The organism is Dolichospermum sp. UHCC 0260, from assembly GCF_009711985.1.
GTDB classification, from domain to species: Bacteria; Cyanobacteriota; Cyanobacteriia; order Cyanobacteriales; family Nostocaceae; genus Dolichospermum; species Dolichospermum lemmermannii.
This window is the reverse complement of record NZ_VIKZ01000007.1, coordinates 1-19309: the sequence shown is the minus strand read 5'-3', so window position 1 is coordinate 19309 and position 19309 is coordinate 1. Positions and strand designations below refer to the sequence as shown.

10 protein-coding genes are annotated in these 19309 nt (G+C 37.5%); 3 read left to right on the top strand and 7 right to left on the bottom strand.

The window, feature by feature from the left end; all coding sequences use genetic code 11:
- Window positions 1-333, top strand: a 333-nt coding sequence (locus FJR08_RS04515; RefSeq protein WP_174782988.1) for a transposase, incomplete at its 5' end; no start/stop codon positions are given.
- Here the strand turns inward: FJR08_RS04515 and FJR08_RS04510 are convergent.
- The 5 genes from FJR08_RS04510 to hemL all read right to left on the bottom strand — a co-directional run bounded on the left by FJR08_RS04510 (window position 330) and on the right by hemL (window position 6579).
- A complete protein-coding gene (locus FJR08_RS04510; RefSeq protein WP_168632315.1) occupies window positions 330-1265 on the bottom strand; it encodes an alpha/beta fold hydrolase in 936 nt (311 codons plus the stop codon). The two genes, FJR08_RS04515 and FJR08_RS04510, sit on opposite strands and share 4 nt — an antisense overlap.
- 16 nt (window positions 1266-1281) lie before the next feature.
- Window positions 1282-1785: a DUF4112 domain-containing protein gene (locus FJR08_RS04505; RefSeq protein WP_168632314.1), complete on the bottom strand. Its 504-nt coding sequence runs from the start codon at window positions 1783-1785 to the stop codon at window positions 1282-1284.
- Window positions 1786-2164: 379 nt separating this feature from the next.
- Window positions 2165-3340, bottom strand: coding sequence for an ABC transporter permease DevC (gene devC, locus FJR08_RS04500; RefSeq protein ID WP_174782987.1), 1176 nt, complete (start codon window positions 3338-3340; stop codon window positions 2165-2167).
- A 117-nt stretch (window positions 3341-3457) separates the two neighbouring features.
- Entirely contained in the window at window positions 3458-4654 is a 1197-nt protein-coding gene (locus FJR08_RS04495; protein WP_168632313.1) for an ABC exporter membrane fusion protein, read from the bottom strand.
- A gap of 626 nt (window positions 4655-5280) precedes the next feature.
- The gene (hemL, locus tag FJR08_RS04490; RefSeq protein WP_168632312.1) at window positions 5281-6579 is read right to left on the bottom strand and encodes a glutamate-1-semialdehyde 2,1-aminomutase; all 1299 of its coding nucleotides are present in this window, start codon (window positions 6577-6579) and stop codon (window positions 5281-5283) included.
- Window positions 6580-6716: 137 nt separating this feature from the next.
- On the opposite strand from hemL, the gene hisIE reads away from it, so the two are divergent.
- Together hisIE and FJR08_RS04480 are read left to right on the top strand one after the other, a co-directional pair.
- On the top strand, window positions 6717-7367 hold the full coding sequence (hisIE, locus tag FJR08_RS04485; RefSeq protein WP_015083067.1) for a bifunctional phosphoribosyl-AMP cyclohydrolase/phosphoribosyl-ATP diphosphatase HisIE: 651 nt from the start codon (window positions 6717-6719) through the stop codon (window positions 7365-7367).
- 591 nt (window positions 7368-7958) lie between these two features.
- Complete coding sequence (locus FJR08_RS04480; protein WP_168632311.1) at window positions 7959-12968, top strand: type ISP restriction/modification enzyme; 5010 nt, start codon at window positions 7959-7961, stop codon at window positions 12966-12968.
- Window positions 12969-13599: 631 nt separating this feature from the next.
- On the opposite strand, the gene purF is transcribed toward FJR08_RS04480, so the two are convergent.
- Together purF and purL are read right to left on the bottom strand one after the other, a co-directional pair.
- Window positions 13600-15060 carry an amidophosphoribosyltransferase gene (purF, locus tag FJR08_RS04475; RefSeq protein ID WP_015083069.1) on the bottom strand — a complete coding sequence of 487 codons (1461 nt, stop codon included), beginning with the start codon at window positions 15058-15060 and terminating at the stop codon, window positions 13600-13602.
- Window positions 15061-15335: 275 nt separating this feature from the next.
- Entirely contained in the window at window positions 15336-19190 is a 3855-nt protein-coding gene (gene purL, locus FJR08_RS04470) for a phosphoribosylformylglycinamidine synthase subunit PurL (RefSeq protein ID WP_168632310.1), read from the bottom strand.
- Window positions 19191-19309: the final 119 nt, after the last annotated feature.

Genomic DNA, 19309 nt, shown 5'->3' with positions numbered 1-19309 from the left:
CAACAAAATTTATCAAGCCAATGCTTCGCCCCTACAGTCTATACGGGTGAAACAATTAAAATTAATGGGACAAAACCAGAATCTTTGGCGGCAATAACTCAAAATTATAAATCAGTTTCTACACGCCAAATTAATCGGATGAATAAAGCTAAAGGAAATGTAATTTGGCAGCGTAATTATTATGAACATATTATCCGCAATGAGGAAGCATTAAATAATATTCGTGAATACATTGTCAACAATCCGATAAATTGGGTAAAAGATCAGGAAAATCCTGCTAATTTTCAGACAATGCAATTATTATCTAATAAAAATCCAATCAGATTTATTTAAAAGAAATTGGTATCTTTTAAAAACTCCAAAATTGCGGCATTCACAATAGTAGAAGAACCAGTTGAGGCATCATGATAGCAATTTTGCAAAATTTGTAACCGAGAATTGGGAAGATGTTGATGTAGTTTTTCCCCATGACTAGCAGGAAACCAACTATCTTGATCTCCCCATAATACCAAAGTTGGACATTCAATATTTTTGAGATTTTTTTGAATATTACTCAACATACTTGGCTGATTTGTTCGCAAATTCTCAATTTCTTGAGCAGCAATTTGTAAATCTTCCGCAACTTTTACCAAAGTTCCCGGAATTTCAATAAATGGGTAAGTAATCCAGTAAATATCTTCCTCTGTTAACAGGGAAGGATCATACAATACCTTCCGTCTTTCTGTTCCCATAACTTCTCTGACTAAAGGTGCAAACCAATATGCGAGACGTAAATTATCAACTGCATGGATAATCTCTATTGGTGTTTGTGCCAGTAAACCCATAGACCAATGAGGTAAGCTTTCTGTAAAAATAGGGGCATTAATTACTACTAAACGTCCGATTAAATCAGGATTTTTACCAGCTAATCCTAAAGAAATTAATGCTCCTATAGATTCTGCTACTATTATGGGTGGTTCATCACATAAAGCTTGAATAATGCGTTTTAATTCAATAATTTGATGTCCATTTTCTTCTCGACGAGATACAGGCTTTTCGGAAAAACCAAAACCTTTAAAATCACAACAAATTACCCGAAAATGTTGAGATAATGGTTCAATACTATGTCGCCAATTATAACTCCAACTGCCTAAACCATGTAATAGAATTAGCGGTTTACCTCGACCTTTTTCACCATAAGCTATTTGAATTGGATAACCTTGAGCATCAGGAATAACGAGATATTGCCGTCCTTGAGGAAAATTATCTTGCCACCAATCTTTCATAATTTTATAGGATAATTTAATTACCAGTGAAGACTTGCCATAATATTCTTAGTAATATCACGGGGATGGATATTAAGACAATAGCCAGTAGAAATAAACCCACAGTAAAAATGAGGATAAATGATTTATCTGCTTTTTGATTTTGCTGAGGAGATTTTAAAGATTCTTCCAATAAAATAATATTGTAATTATTAGCTTTCCACGCAAAATCAAACAAGTCTCCTAACATGGGAATAGCCCCAACTAAGGAATCAACAATTACATTCATTACCATCCTGCCTAATGTGGCTGTAGGTACGCCTAATTGTGCAGCTTCAATGATAATATAAAAGGAAAGTATGAGTCCTAAAGCATCACCTCCTATGGGAAGTAATCCAATAATAGGATCTAAACCAATTCCTACTTGTGTTCCGGGAACGGTAATTATATTATCTAATACCTTACTAAATTGACGTAGACGCTTTAATCTAGGTGCATAAGCATCAGGTGTAATTGAAAACTGTTCGGAATAATTAGGCATTATTAATAATTTTCGATGACTTGATGATCAACTTTTCTATTATCTCATTTATCTAACTAAAATTTTTTTATATTTGCTTGATAAAATTGTAGCTAGATTAACTATTCTTTGATAATTGTCGAATCGGTTTATGTTATCAGTATTTTTGCTTAATTAATGTTTAAAAAATGTCTAATTAAGTACCATAATACAGCTATATTAACTATAGACGAGCCAATAGTAGCATAACCGAGTCCGCTTTTCTCATGTTGTTTGGTGAGAATATCCCCCAGTGTTGCCCCAAATGGTCAAGTCAGAACAAATGCCACCCAAAACAAGATAACTTGGGAAATTTAAGTATAATAATGCGCTGCCAATACGAAAGCAAGTAAACTAGCAATTAAAACATATCCGCAGGATCAGCAGATTGGAGTTTATTAGTAGCAATTACTCCGGAAATAGCACACATAATTATAGTTAATAATAGCACTTGTAAACCACGAATTATGGTCATATACATGGGCAAATTTGTCGCTGTTCGGGTTAGCTGATAAAGTCCTAAAGATACGGCTACCCCTGGGAAAAATCCCAAAGCTGCTAAAATTAAAGCTTCTTCAAAAATAATAGTTAGTAAATAAAAATGACGATATCCGATGGCTTTAAAAGTTGCATATTCTCGCAAATGGGCGTTAACATCTGTGGAAAGAACTTGATAAACAATAATTACTCCAACCACAAATCCCATTGATACACCGAGATTAAAAATAAACCCAATGGGAGAATTGCTACTCCAAAAGTTATTTTCAAATTCAATAAATTCCTGATGAGTGAGAACTTTAACATCATCTTTCAAATAAGCCTTTAATTGGGCAACAACTTGGTCAGTTTTATAACCTGGCTTGATTTTAACTAAACCGATGTTCACACTACTTGTAGGCTGCCTGGCAAAGATTTGGGAGAAGTTATTTGCACTGGTAATTAAACTACCGTCAGCGGCAAAGGAAGCACCAAGTTTAAATAAACCACCAATAGTAATTGTGCTACCATTAATTTCAGTTGTGACAGTTTTACCTTCTTGAATTTTCTTTATTGCTTGTTGATATTCCCCTCTGGCTGCCCGATCAAATAAAACTGTATTTGGTAATTTAATCTTCTGTAATTGTTGATTAATTTCTGGTAAATCAAAAGCTGGTTGATCTGGATTTATCCCAATAATTAAAACTCCGGTTTCCAAATGTGTTTGGGGATTCTTCCAAATAATATGATTGCAATACATAGCTTCAGCCGATTTCACCCCCGGTATATCCATTGCTTGATAAAGTCGTCTCCGGGAAAAAATAGACATACTTTGTAAACTACGGGCTTGGGGACTAATGAGAATAATATCAGCTTGTAAACTGCGATGTAATCTAGTATTGCTGTCATATAAAGCAGTTTGAAAGCCTGACTGCATAAACATAAGAACATCAGCGAAAGCAATACCTGATATTGCTACGAATAAACGACTTTTTTCATGAGTAAGTTGCAACCAACCCAAAGGAGTTCGTCGTCGAAATTGTTGAAAAATACTAATCATAGGAATGATAATTGACAACTAACAACTGTACGGGCGAAGCATTTGGAGAACTATTTTTGGCAATGACCGATAATTTATCTTCCAAATGCTTCGCCCCTACTAACAACTGACAACTGACTAAAGACTAATAATTACTTTAACTTGCATATTAGTAAATTTAGCTGCTTGCTGACTAGAAGCTGTATTTAGTCGGATATGAACCTTGACTATTCTGTTATCAATATTGCTAGAAGGATCTGTATTAGTGAGATTTTGCTTGCTTACCTGTAAACCGATTCTTTCTACTTTTCCTTGCAATTCTTGAGGAAAAATATCACCAACTATCCGCACCTGTTTACCTTGAAGAATTTTGGTAATATCACTTTCGTAAACTTCAGCAACTACATACATTTGACTGGTTTTACCAATGTCAGCAATGCCATTATTAGTAATCAATTCTCCTGGGTGGGTATGGATTTCAAATACTTGTCCATTTTGAGGAGATTTTACATAAGCTTTCTGGAGATTAATAGTAGCTTTTTTCACTAATACTTCTGCCCGATTTAATTCGGCTATTGCAGCTTCTACATCTACTTTCCTAACTTCAGAAATCTGATCTAGTGTTGCTGAAGCTTCCTTTTTTCGTTGTTGGCTACTTAATTCCAGCTTTTTTAATTGTGATTGTGCCGCTTCAAGACTTTTTTTAGCCGTTTCTACATTCAAGCTTTTACTATCTCTTTGAGACGCAGAAATTGCCCCTTCTGTATATAATTCTTGATAACGTTTATTTTCAGATTCAGCATTGAGTAATTCTGCCTGCAATTTTTCTAGAGTTGCTTTTTGAGTATCAATATCACCTTGACTTTCTACAGCTAATCTGTCAATTATCGCTTTTTGAGCCGTAATTTCTCCTTGTTTAACACCTGCTTGAATTTGAGCTATTTTAGATTGAATTATCCTCACTTCTGCCTTGGCTTCTGTTAATTCCGCTTGCAAGCGATCGCTATTATCTAAAATAGCAATTGTCTGTCCTACTTTGACCATATCTCCCTCCTGAATTAATATCTTTTCGACTCGACTTCCTTCTCCAGATACAGGTGCTGATAATTTAATTACCTCCCCCTCTGGTTCAATTCTACCTAGGGCTGTGACTGTTTTTATCTCTGGTATTGCGATCGCAGCAGTTGCTAATTTTTGATTATCTATATCCCGAAATTTTAGGACAATAAAAACACTAATACTAGCCACAGATAAAGATGCCAGCATAGCAATAGCTATAGCTAATCGGAGAATAGACTGAGAAGATAATGAACCTTGTAGCTTGTGGTTTTGCACAACTGCATACCTTTTCAGTGCTGTTTCAAAATTAGTTAATGAAAAATATGAGGTAGAAAACGCAATCCTGGAAAACCTAAAAATGTATATCTAGACAAAATCGGTTTAGTCAATTTATTGCATTACAGATGACAAATCAATTCTAGATTTTTGACAGAAACGAACATTTAGAGATAATATGCCAGAATGGAAAGTCAGATGGTTAACCAATGACAGTTTTAATAAAAATAAGTAGGTTAGCATTGAAAATCGTCGTTATGGCACTAGGCAAGAGGCAAGAGTGAAGAGGGTTTGGGCGATTTTACTTTTCGTTACATATTACGGTTTTTTGCCGTTCACCTACTTAGCACGAATATAATTAATAACGAGGCTAATGACAATAATATTAAATTATTAAGAAAAATCGAAATTTATACTTAGTTATTGTCGGAAAACTTTGTTAAATATTTCCCAAAATTATCAGAGGTAAGCTGTAGTGCATTTAATTTTTATAACTCTAGTAGGGGTAATTCATGAATTATCCCTACTAAACTAGGGTTATCAAATTTAGCTGCGTAACAGCTTAAAAGGGAAAAGAGAACAGGAAAGAAATTTATCTTTACTTTTGACTCTTGCCTATTACCTATTTACAGACTAGATAGCACCTCTTTAGCAGCAGCTAATGTCTGTTCAATATCTTCGGAAGTATGTGCTAAAGAAGTAAAACCAGCTTCAAATTGAGATGGGGCTAGGTAAATACCATGCTCTAACATTCCGCGATGGAAACGACCAAATTTAGCGGTATCAGCCTTTTTGGCATCTTCATAGTTATGCACAGGTCCAGCGGTGAAGAATAGCCCAAACATGGCACTAATATGACCACCACAGGCAGCATGACCCGTATCTGCACAGATTTTTAGCAATCCATCAGCTAACTGTTTGGTAATTTTTTCTAAATACTCATAAGTACCGGGTTTGTTGAGTAGTTCCAGGGTTTTAATTCCCGCTGTCATGGCTAAAGGATTACCGGAAAGAGTCCCAGCTTGATAAACTGGGCCTGCGGGGGCAACCATTGACATAATCTCACGACGACCACCGTAAGCGCCGACGGGTAAACCACCACCAATGACTTTACCCATTGTAGTTAAGTCGGGGGTAACACCAAATTTAGCTTGTGCGCCACCGTAGGCAATGCGGAAGCCTGTCATGACTTCATCAAATACTAATAATGCCCCATATTCTTGAGTAAGTTCCCGTAGTCCTTCTAGGAAACCAGCATCAGGGGTAATAAAACCAGCGTTACCAACTACGGGTTCAAGAATGACTCCGGCGATTTCGTGGGGGTTTTGTTCAAATAAGGCTTTTACGGCTTCCAAATCATTGAAAGGCGCGGTTAAGGTGTTGGCTGTGACGGATTTTGGTACTCCTGGGGAGTCAGGTAAACCCAGGGTAGCAACACCAGAACCGGCTTTGACCAGGAACATATCTGCGTGTCCGTGATAGCAGCCTTCAAATTTGATCAATTTTTCTCGATTTGTAAAGGCTCGCATCAGGCGTAATACCGCCATACAAGCTTCTGTGCCAGAGTTGACGAATCTGACCATTTCGACGCTAGGAACGGCATCAATGACCATTTCGGCTAAAACGTTTTCGAGAGCGCAGGGAGCGCCAAAACTTGTGCCTTTATCTAGGGCTGCGTGTAGTGCGGATATGACTTCTGGATGAGCATGACCACAAATAGCGGGGCCCCAAGTCCCAACATAGTCAATGTATTTGTTGCCGTCTACATCCCAAATATAAGCGCCATTCACACGATCAAATACGATGGGTTGTCCACCGACGGATTTAAAAGCGCGAACGGGAGAACTGACTCCTCCGGGCATCAGGTTTTGAGCAGCAGCAAAGATTTCTTGTGATTTTGTGGTTTTAATGGTGGTGTTTACCAAGGGTATCTCCTCTGAGGTGGTGATTAAAATTGAGCTTCTATCTTAGGATAGGGTGAAAAGTTGCTTGTGAATTTCTCTGGTATGGGATTAGCTGAAAATGGTATCTTGAGTCAAAGAATTATTGTAAATTAACTGGTATGTCTTCTTCTGAACTGAAATCGCTTTCATCTGCTATCCCTGTGGACAAAATTCGCTACGATGACAAGGGTTTAGTGCCGGCAATTATCCAAGATTATTTGGATGGAACTGTGTTAATGATGGCTTGGATGAATCGGGAATCGTTGCAAAGGACTTTGGACACTGGGGAAACTTGGTTTTGGAGTCGTTCCCGGCAGGAATTTTGGCACAAGGGCGCGACTTCTGGACATATTCAGAAGGTACAAACTATTCGTTATGACTGTGATAGTGATGCTCTGTTAATCGGGGTGGAGCAGTTGGGTGATGTAGCTTGTCATACTGGAGAACGTAGTTGTTTTCACCAGGTTGATGGCACGGTGACACCACCACCAGGGGATAGTTTATCACAATTGTTTGCGGTAATTTGCGATCGCCGCGATCATCCTAATGAAGATTCCTATACCTGTAAATTACTGGCTGGTGGTGATAATAAGATCTTGAAAAAGATTGGTGAGGAAAGCGCGGAGGTAGTCATGGCCTGCAAGGATGATGATGCCGATGGAATTGCTGGTGAAGTTGCAGATTTGTTTTATCATACTCTTGTAGCCTTAGCGCATCATCAGGTTGATTTAAAAGCAGTTTATCGGAAGTTGCAAGAAAGAAGGAAATAGGCTAATTTATGAATAATTGTCTGATAGCGTAGCGTGGTGCAAGCCATATCAGGATAACCAGGATTTGAGGATTTAGAGGATTGATGGTTAACATTTTTACTGTCTGAATCAGGATAACCAGGATTTGAGGATGTACAGGATGATGATGAAAATTGTAGGTTGGGTAGAATGAAATGAAACCCAACATTATATTAATTGTCACAAATCAGGATAACCAGGATTTGAGGATGTACAGGATGATGATGAAAATTGTAGGTAGTAAAATCACAATTTTATGATTTCAACAATGACAGACAAATAAACATCCTGAAAATCCTTTAATCCTGGATATCCTGATTCTGACAAATAAATTATAAAATTCACCAACAATTAAACAATCAAAATCCTGAAAATCCTTTAATCCTGGACATCCTGATTCTGACAAATAAAGACACAAAATCAAACCATCAATTAATCAATAACATCCTGTAAATCCTGTACTTCGACTTCGCTCAGTAACCGGTTATCCTGATTCAGACAAATAAATTATAAAACTCACCAACAATTAAAATCCTGTAAATCATAATTCTAAAAAACCAGGAAAAACTAAAAATGACTATTAACACAATTTTAGCAGAATTTAGACAAAATTCCACGTCTCCCCGTGAATTAGGTGATAAGTTTGAACGATTAATGTTGAATTTTCTCAAAACTGATCCCATTTATAAAGAGTATTTTAGCGAAGTCTGGTTATGGATGGATTTCCCGAAACGGGGAAATATGCCTGATACAGGTATTGACTTAGTAGCAGTAATCAGAGATACTGGCGATTATTGTGCTATTCAATGTAAATGTTATGGAGAAGATCAAACTTTAGAAAAATCAGATATAGATTCATTTTTTACCGCTTCCGGGACAAATTTATTTAAAAAACGCATGATTATTTCCACTACAAACAAGTGGAGTAAAAATGCCGAAGCAGCATTAGAAAATCAACAAATTCCTGTTATTCGTGCTGATATTTATGATTTAGCAAATAGTCCCATTAATTGGGATAAATTCAGTTTCAAAAATCCTGATCATTTAGAACTTAAACCAAAAAAACAAATTCGTCCTCATCAACAAACCGCTTTAGAAAAAGTCCTCGCTGGGTTTAAAACGGGAGATAGAGGTAAATTAATTATGGCTTGCGGTACTGGTAAAACCTTTACTGCTTTGAAAATTGCGGAAAATTTCCCTAGAGAAAATAATTTAATTCTCTTTTTAGTTCCTTCGATTTCTTTACTTTCCCAAACTTTGCGAGAATGGACAGCAGAAAGTGATATTAATTTTCATAGTATTGCAGTTTGTTCTGATGTGAATGTGGGTAAAAATAAGAAAAAATCTAAAAATGATGATGTTGCAGATATTACAGTTAATGATTTAGCTTTTCCTGCCACAACTAACGCTGATGATATTATTAAATCCTATCAAAAAATCCGTGAAAATAATACCCCAAATGTTAATAATCTACCAAATGTAGAGACGTTCCATGGAACGTCTCTACAAAAAAATGGAACGTCTCTACAAAAAAATCCAACGTCTCTACAAAATCAAAATCAACATAATCAATCAGAATTAACCGTTATTTTCTCCACTTATCAATCAATTCAAGCTATATCAGATGCACAGAAACAAGGTTTACCAGAATTTGATTTAATTATCTGTGATGAAGCCCATAGAACCACAGGTGTAACTATTTCTGGTGAAGATGAATCTTATTTTGTCAGAGTACATAATCAAGATTTTATCAAAGCTAAAAAACGTCTTTACATGACAGCAACTCCGAAAATATTTAGTGATGATACCAAAGTCCAAGCACAGGAAAATGACGCTTTTTTATGTTCCATGGATGATGTAAATATCTATGGTAAAGAATTTCATCGGTTAAGTTTTGGGGAAGCTGTCAGCACTGGTTTATTAACTGATTATAAAGTCATGGTTTTAGCTGTTGATGAAAAATTTGTGAGTGCAACTTTTCAACAACAATTAGCAGACGCAAATAATGAATTAGATTTAGATGACGCGGTAAAAATTATCGGTTGTTGGAATGGTTTAGCAAAACGTTTAATTAAAGATGCTCAAGGAGAAGATATAGAAGATATCAACCCCATGAAACGTGCGGTTGCTTTTTCTCGCACGATTAAAGATTCTCAAAAGATTGTTAAATTATTCGCTGATATTATTAATCAATATCAACAATTAAATCCTGATGATGAAGATTTATTACAATGTAATTTAGACCACGTTGATGGTACTCAAAACTCCTTACAAAGAAACGGTAAATTAGAATGGTTAAAAGCTGAACCCCCCCTACAAGGGGGGGGAAATAGCGGTAATATCTGTCGAATTTTATCAAATGCGCGGTGTTTATCGGAAGGTGTGGATGTTCCGGCTTTAGATGCTGTGATGTTTCTCACTCCTCGTAATTCTGTGGTGGATGTGGTACAGTCCGTTGGTAGAGTGATGAGAAAAGCTGAGGGGAAAAAATACGGTTATATTATTTTACCGGTTGGTATTCCTGCTGATATACCTCCCGAAATTGCTTTAAAAGATAATCAAAAATATAAGGTAATTTGGCAAGTTTTACAGGCTTTACGCTCCCATGATGACCGATTTAATGATACTGTCAATAAAATAGAATTAAATAAACGTCGTCCTCCCCAAATTGCTGTGATTGGAGTGGGAGGTAAAACTGAAAATAATGGAAGTTCTCAAAGTGCAAAAAAAGGAAGTTCTTACAAACAATTAGAATTAAATTTTCCCATTGAAGAATGGAGAAATGCCATTTATGCGAAAATAGTTACTAAATGTGGTGATAGACAGTATTGGGAAAAATGGGCTAAAAATGTAGCGGAGATTGCTGATACTCACATTTCCCGAATTAAAGCATTATTAGAAAATTCAGAATCAGAAGCGAAAAAAGTATTTGATGACTTTATCACAGGGTTACATCAAAATATTAATCCTAATGTCACCGAAGATGAAGCCATTGAAATGTTATCTCAACATTTAATTACTAAACCGGTTTTTGATGCTTTGTTTGAGGGTTACGAATTTACTAAATATAACCCGGTTTCTCAGACAATGCAAAGAATGTTAGATGTGTTAGAAGGTCAATCTTTGCAGAAGGAAGTCAAGACTTTAGACAAGTTTTATGAAAGTGTCAGAAAAAAAGCTAGTGGTATTGATAATGCGGAAGGAAAACAGAGGATAATTATTGAATTATATGATAAATTTTTCCGTGCGGCTTTTCCCAAGTTGGTAGAAAGATTGGGAATTGTTTATACTCCCGTGGAAGTGGTAGATTTTATTATTAAAAGTGCTGATTTTGCTTTAAAACAAGAATTTGGTGTGGGTTTAAGTGATGAGGGTGTGCATATTTTGGACCCCTTTACCGGGACGGGTACTTTTATGGTGCGGTTGTTGCAAAGTGGGTTAATTAAACCAGAGGATTTACAACGGAAGTTTAGTTATGAGTTGCATTGTAATGAGATTGTTTTATTAGCTTATTATATTGCAGCAATTAATATTGAGGAAAGTTATCATTTTTTAACTCAATCTTCTCTACCCGTTGATGTAGAGACGTTCCATGGAACGTCTCTACATTCACACAATGCAACCTCTTTACATGGTTATCAACCTTTTAATGGCATTGTTTTAACGGATACATTTCAAATGTTTGAAAATGCAGGTTATTTGTTAGAAAGTATCTTTCCTGAAAATAATCAACGGGTAATTAATCAAAAGCAAAGGAATATTACTGTGATTATTGGTAATCCTCCTTATTCTGCTGGACAAAAAAGCGAAAATGATGGTAATAAAAATCTCAAATATGAAAATTTAGATGAAAAAATTAGAAATAGTTATGCTAAATATTCTAGCGCTACTAATAAAAATACTCTTATTGATTCTTACATTCGTGGTATAAAATGGGGAACTGACAGAATTAAAGATAAAGGTATAGTTTGTTATGTTACAAATGGCTCTTTTATTGATAGTAATTCAATGGATGGATTAAGAAAATGTTTAGTAGATGAATTTACTAGCATTTATTGTTTTAATTTACGAGGTAATGCGAGAACTTCTGGAGAACAAAGAAGACAAGAAAAAGGTAATGTTTTTGGTGAAGGTACAAGAACTACTATTGCTATTATTTTCTTAATCAAAAATTCTCATAAAAAATCAGAAAATAAAGTATTTTATTATGATATTGGTGATTATTTAAGTCAAAAAGAAAAACTCGATATTATTAAAAATTTCGGTGATATTTCTACTATTAAATGGCAAGAAATCACCCCTAATGAAAATTATGATTGGATTAACCAACGTAATAATGATTTTGAAAGTTTTATTTCGTTAGGAGATAAAAAAGATAAAACTACTAAAATTATTTTTGATGTGTATTCACTTGGTTTAAATACCAGTCGCGCAGCTTGGGCTTATAATTTTTCAGATCAGCAATTAACACAAAATATGAGTAGAATGATAGAGTTTTATAATACTCAGGTTGAACGATTTCAATCTTATGTGAAAAGTTTAACTTTAAATAATATTGAAGAAAGAAAGAAAGAAGTTGAAAATTTTATTGATAATGACCCTCAACAAATAAGTTGGTCAAGGGGATTAAAAAATGATGTAGGAAGATTTATTAAATATCAATTCAACTCTGATTCAGTAGTAATAGGAATGTATAGACCTTACTGTAAAAACTGGGTGTATTTCAATAAAAATTTTAATGATATGACTTATCAATTACCAAGAATTTTTCCTGGTAAAATGTCAAAAAATTTAGTCATTTGTATTAGTGGACTTGGTGGTACAAAAGAACAATCTGTTCTTATTACTGATACATTGACTGACTTGAATATGCAGCATTCAGCAACTCAATGTTTCCCCTTATATATCTACGAAAAACAAAGCGAACTAGGAGAACTATTTGCAACAGCAAACACAGAACAATACACCAAAAAAGAAAACATCTCCGATAGCATCTTAAAAGAATATCAGCAAAAATATCAAGACAAAACCATCAGCAAAGAAGACATCTTCTATTACATTTATGGAGTATTACATTCACCCGAATATAAACAACGCTTTGCATCTGACCTCAAGAAAATGTTACCACGAATCCCCTTTACAGCCGATTTTTGGACATTCAGTAAAGCCGGAAGAGAATTAGCATACTGGCATTTAAACTATGAAACCATAGAACCTTATGAATTAGAAGAATTTAAAAAAGAATTATATTTAGATGACGAAGATTATCGAGTCGAAAAAATGGTCTTTGGTAAGCATAAAAACGGCATAGATAAAACCATCATCATCTATAATAGTAAACTTACTCTATCCCAAATCCCCCTAGAAGCCTACGAATATATAGTAAATGGCAAATCAGCCCTAGAATGGATAATGGAAAGGTACAAAGTCACTAAAGATAAGGATAGTGGCATAATTAACGACCCTAACCATTGGTCAGAAAATCCCCGTTATATAGTGGAATTAGTCAAAAGGATTGTGAAAGTAAGTTTAGAAACAGTGAAAATAGTTAATAGCTTACCAGCATTGAATGAGATTGTCTGATAATATTTGTCTGAATCAGGATAACCAGGATTATAGGATTTACAGGATGTGATTTTTAAATTTCTGGTTTAATTTTGTATCTTTTTGTCAGAATCAGGATAACTAGGATTATAGGATGTGCAGGATGTAATTTTTGTTTACTAAAAGATGATAAATATAGATTAAATAATGATATCATATCTTTAAATTCTGATGCTATGATGCAAACAGAAAATTGATCAATAACATCCTGTAAATCCTGAAATCCTGGACATCCTGATTCTGACAAAAAAAGACACAAAATCAAACCATCAATTAAACAATAACATCCTGTTAATCCTGAAATCCTGGACATCCTGATTCTGACAAAAAAAGACACAAAATCAAACCATCAATTAAACAATAACAATCCTGTAAATCCTCAAATCCTGGACATCCTGATTCTGACAAAAAAAGACACAAAATCAAACCATCAATTAAACAATAACAATCCTGTTAATCCTCAAATCCTGGACATCCTGATTCTGACAAATTCCCACAGAAAAATAATCAATAACAATCCTGTTAATCCTCAAATCCTGGATATCCTGATTCTGACAATTAAATATTGAGGCGCGGGCAAGATGCCCACCCCACAAGATGATAGAATTATCTAAACTACAACCTTTTCTAAAATTAATTTAGAACGCTTCATTTTTTCAGGAATAGCCACAGGATAATCACCAGTAAAACAAGCTGAACAAAAACTATTAGTATCTTCTCTGGTGGTTTCTAGCATTCCTTTCCAACTCAAATAAGCTAAACTATCAACTTGTAATTGCTTGGCTATTTCCTCCACTGACTTCGTAGCAGCAATTAATTGATCTTGGGTATCAGTATCAATACCATAGAAACAAGGATGAGTTACAGGAGGAGAAGAAATTCTCATGTGAACTTCGGACACACCAGCATCACGCAAGGCTTGCACAAGTTTACGGCTAGTAGTTCCCCGGACAATGGAATCATCAATAATGACAACTCGCTTACCGAATAAGACATCTTTAAGGGGATTAAGTTTCATTTTAATCCCTGATTCCCGCATGGCTTGGGTAGGTTGAATAAAGGTGCGACCGACGTAGCGATTTTTAATCAGTCCTTCACCATAAGCTATACCAGAAGCTTGAGAAAAACCAATGGCCGCAGGAATACCAGAATCAGGAACACCAAACACTAAATCAGCTTCTACAGGGGCTTCAGCCGCCATTTTCCGTCCTAACCGCATTCGATAACTATATAAAGTTTCGTTGTGCATGAGGCTATCAGGACGGGCAAAGTAGATCATTTCAAAGATGCAAAGTTTGCGTTCTGATTGTTGATGCCATTGAAATGATTCTAAACCAGTTTCAGTGATCCAAACCAATTCTCCAGGGGCAACATCACGCAGATATTCCGCACCGATAATATCTAAACCGCAGGTTTCGGAAGCGAGAACATAACGGACTGGTTTACTATCTAAAGTACCAATGACTAAGGGACGAATGCCGTTGGGGTCACGGACTCCCATTATACCATCAGGTGTGGCAATAGTCAGACTAAATGCACCCTCGCAACGATGAAAGGCACTCATAGCCCCTGTTACCCAATCTGCACCAGCGTTGACTTCTTGAGCGATCGCATAAGCAATCATTTCCGAGTCCGTGGTCGTGATTAAGTTAAACTTATCTTTGAGTAACTCTTCTCGCAATTTTACGGTATTGACTAAATTACCATTATGTGCCAGAGCTAATAAACCCAACCGAGTTTCGACTACAGCGGGTTGGGCGTTAACTTTACGACTAGAACCGGTAGTGGAATAGCGATTATGACCAACTGCCAGATTTCCGGGTAATTGATCTAAGATAGTTTCATTAAAGACTTGAGACACCAAGCCCATATCTTTGTGCTGGTGGACACGCGTACCCTCAAAGGTAGCAATTCCAGCAGATTCTTGACCCCGATGCTGAAGAGCATACAATCCAAAGTAGGTCAATTTAGCAACGTCTTGTTCTGGGGCATAAATGCCAAACACACCACAAGCTTCTTCTGGTTTGTCACAGGCGTTTTCATCCGAGGTAACGGAATTAAGGGGAATCATGCTGGTATTGCTCCTGGTGGGGTGTCGATTCAGTGGGAACTAGGAATTGGTGATTGGTGATTGGTGATTGGTGATTGGTGATTGGGAATTGGGAATTGGGAATTGGGAATTGGGAATAATTAATTTTTATCCTGACTCCTGACTCCTGACTCCTGACTCCTGACTCCTTCTTCTTAACAAATCTTTAACCATCCATTAAAACAGTACCGTAAATTGGTTAAGAATCAAGTATGAATTGTGAATTTTCGTATTCAAACCTTGATTTTTGCTGTTGATTAGGTATTGGTGTAGATAGCGAGACGTTTAGAGATTGCCTGAGAATAGCGATCGCTCATATCTTCGAGACTAACCTGGAGTAACTTATGGTTATCTGCGGTTAAAATCTCTAAATTACCGGAATTAGTTACTGTTCCCAGTTTTTGCCAATTCTCTGGAAGAGTTCGGTGTAAATAGGATTCCCATTTTTCTTGGTTTTCTCCACTGACAGAAACTAAAATTCTCGCCCCACCTTCACCAAAAAGAACTTCATCAAAACGGGAATCGTGATTTGCACTAATTGGGAAATTAATTTCCGCCCCCAAATTCCCAGAAAGACAAGATTCCGCTATAGCTACAGCCAAACCACCCTCAGCCGAATCATGGGCAGAATTTACCCAACCAGCGCGAATACCCTCACGACAAGCTTTTTGTACCAGTCGTTCTAAATCAAAATCAATTCTAGGGGGCTTACCAGCGATCGTATTATGAATCGTTGCCAAATATTCAGAAGCACCTAATTCTATTTTATATTTTGGATTTTGGACTTCGACTTCGCTCAGTCGAACGATTTTGGATTGAATTGATAAACCTAGAAGATAAATTATATCATCTGCATTTTGCCAACCTTGTCCGCAAATTTTGGTTAAATCAGGAATCAATCCCACCATACCCACAACCGGAGTCGGGTAAATTGGTTGAGGATTACCTTCCGCGTCAAAAGTTTCATTGTAGAGAGAGACATTCCCCCCAGTTACCGGCGTTCCCAACTCCCGACAACCCTCACTCAAACCCCGACAAGCGGACGCTAATTGCCAATAACCAATGGGTTTTTCTGGGCTACCAAAATTGAGGTTATCCGTCACAGCGATGGGTTCAGCGCCCACACAGCTAAGATTGCGGGCAGCTTCCGCGACTACTGCCTTTGCCCCCTCATAGGGATCAAGATAAACATAACGAGAATTACAATCTACCGTAGCTGCAACGCCGGATTTTAGATTTTGGATTTTGGATTTTGGATTTTGGGGTGCTTCTAAGGGACGGATACGAATCACAGCCGCATCAGCACCACCGGGTAACAATACGGTATTATTTTGAACTTGATGGTCATATTGGCGATAAACCCAGCTTTTAGAAGCAATAGAGGGAGTATCTAACAAAGTCAATAGAATCTGATTCCAACTTTGCAGACTTCCTGCAATTTCAATACCCGCAGCATTGCAAACAGGTAAACTATCACTTGTCCATTGCCATGCTTTTTGGGCATATTCGGGGACTTCTGTTAATAATTCTCTTTCATACAAAGGCGTATTTTCCGCCAAAGCATCAGCCGGGATTTCGGCAGCTATTTTCCCCTCAAACCAAATTCTGACAATGGGTTCTGCAATTACCGTCCCCGCAACCACCGCTTGCAGTCCCCAACGGTGGAAAATATCAATTAATTCCTGTTCTCGTCCTTTTTCGGCCACAAACAACATTCGTTCTTGAGATTCCGAAAGCAGGTATTCATAGGGAATCATTCCCGATTCCCGCACCGGAATTTTATCTAAATCGAAATCAATCCCCACACCACCTTTTGCAGCCATTTCCGAAGTGGAACAGGTGATACCCGCAGCCCCCATATCCTGTGCCGCAACTACAGCCCCGGTTTTAAATGCCTCTAAACAAGCTTCAATTAAGGACTTTTCGACAAATGGATCTCCTACTTGCACAGCGGGACGGTTATCCATTGATTCCTCAGTCAATTCCGCACTGGCAAAACTTGCGCCGCCCATGCCATCCCGTCCGGTGGTTGAACCCACATACAGCACGGGATTTCCTAAGCCTGAAGCCCCTGATTTAACAATTTCCGCCGTTTCCATCAAACCCAAAGCCATAACGTTGACTAGGGGATTGACCGAGTAGGCGGGGTCAAAATAGACTTCACCACCAACGGTGGGAACCCCGACGCAGTTATGAGTAACAATCCCAGATGAAGTTACAAAAAGATGGGTGTTATCTACTTCCACATCGTAAACATCACATTCATCAACGGCTTGACATTCGATACTTTTAATTTTGACAACAGCCACATCTGCCGCAGACTGAGTAAAGCGGGGAAATGAATATTTACTGCCATTGTAACGATTCAGGGCAACTGCTAATTCTGCATTGCGCTGTTGACTAAAGACAGTTGCTAATTCTTTTAATCCCGCAAAATTACTAACTTCCAATTGCCATAATGGTTTGCGAATGTGCTTACGTCCCTCTATTTCTCCTTCCCCCGCTGGTCTTTGATAAATATAGGGCATGACTCCTTGACTTTGCAGCAGGATAACTGTTTGTTCAAACAATTGATGGCTGGTTGTCCCAAAACTGATTTTGGCATGATTACCATTAGTTTTTGTAGTCATTGAACCGTCACCACGCAGTAAGCCTTTCAGGGCTTCACGCTGCAAATTTTGTGACCATTGAAAAATACAAGCGGGAAAAGCCTTATTACTGGCTTGAGTTCCACATTGCCATACATTTTTGAGGAAATGCCCTAATAACCACGAAGTTGCATAAACAGCGATAGTAGAAGCGCGTTTTTCCACACAGGGGCGTAATCCTAATTGCTTCAATCCAGCAATTACATCTTCAACATACTCTGTTTCATGGTGGGCAAAGGTGAAAATAATTTTGTATGTGTTGCCATTTTGGGAAACGCAACCTTCAGACAAGAAATAGCCAATTAATCGGGCAAATAATTCATTTGGCTGAATAACTGCTGGCATATAGTTAGCTTTGCCACGTCGGAATAGACTAATATCACTGCGGGAAACGTTAAGCAGCAGTTCTAGGGCTAAAAAGTGAGAAAGTGGGAGTCTACCAGTGCTTAAATAGTGATGACGATTAGTAGCTGAAGGTTCAATTAACCGCAATGCAGTCCGCACAACTTCCGTGACTTGCCAATTTTCCGGTAGTTGTACATAAACATCTTTACCACTAGCATCTTCTGGGTTTAAACCAGCAATTAAGTCTAGGGGTGCGTTTTGGTTTTCTCCTGGTTCTAATTCCGGTAAAGCGGTGATAATGGGAATTTGATCACCCACTTTTAAAGATTGTGCTGGGGATACATCCCATTGACCTTCTGCACAAATTAGCATGGGATGGTCTGGGGTAACTATCAGCTTACGCCCCAAAGCGGTGCGGATAGTCATGAGATTTTGGGTACAACGTTTGAAAATACGGCGGACACGCTGCCAACTTACAGTATGCTGATCTGGGTCTAAGGACAGGGTTGTAACTGCATTAGCATCGTCTATCTCTAAAGTGTGGACATTAGCAGGTAAGCGCGATTCTACAAAATTACCAATCGTATCAAAATGCACACCTTCTTGATCTTTCCAGATAAATGTTTCGCCACTGACCAAACAGTTACCATAATGGGAGATTCCCGCAACTACACCCGTAAATAATCTTTGGGTTTTGGGATCATTCAAATCACCAAAGCGCAAAGAATTTAATAAGGCTATGGGACGCGCCCCCATTGTAAAGATATCTCTTAATATCCCCCCTACTCCCGTGGCTGCACCTTGAAATGGTTCAACGGCGGAAGGGTGGTTATGGGATTCTATTTTAAACGCTAATTGTAGTCCGTCGCCGATATCCACAACTCCGGCATTTTCACCGGGTCCGACAAGAATGCGGGGGCCTGTGGTGGGAAACTGTTTGAGTAATGGACGGGAATTTTTATAACAGCAATGTTCTGACCACATCACCCCAAACATTCCTAGTTCGGCTTTGTTGGGGTGACGGCCTAAGCGGCGGACGATTTCGGTATATTCTTCTGGTTTTATGCCTTCTGAGGCTATTTCTTGGGGGGAAAAGGGATTTTCACCAAATGTGGTCATGGAAGTTATGCACCAAGAGGACAGAGAAATATTCTATCTGAGATTCCCAACTTCTTTTTTTTAATCTTGTCATTGACAAAAATTTCTGGTAAATGGGCTGGAATCGTATCAGGTTTGTG

Excerpts from the sequence above, each read along its gene's own strand:
- FJR08_RS04510 (WP_168632315.1), bottom strand. The coding sequence starts at position 1,265 with ATGAAAGATTGGTGGCAAGATAATTTTCCTCAAGGACGGCAATATCTC.
- FJR08_RS04505 (WP_168632314.1), bottom strand. The coding sequence starts at position 1,785 with ATGCCTAATTATTCCGAACAGTTTTCAATTACACCTGATGCTTATGCA.
- devC (WP_174782987.1), bottom strand. The coding sequence starts at position 3,340 with ATGATTAGTATTTTTCAACAATTTCGACGACGAACTCCTTTGGGTTGG.
- hisIE (WP_015083067.1), top strand. The coding sequence starts at position 6,717 with ATGTCTTCTTCTGAACTGAAATCGCTTTCATCTGCTATCCCTGTGGAC.
- FJR08_RS04480 (WP_168632311.1), top strand. The coding sequence starts at position 7,959 with ATGACTATTAACACAATTTTAGCAGAATTTAGACAAAATTCCACGTCT.
- purF (WP_015083069.1), bottom strand. The coding sequence starts at position 15,060 with ATGATTCCCCTTAATTCCGTTACCTCGGATGAAAACGCCTGTGACAAA.
- purL (WP_168632310.1), bottom strand. The coding sequence starts at position 19,190 with ATGACCACATTTGGTGAAAATCCCTTTTCCCCCCAAGAAATAGCCTCA.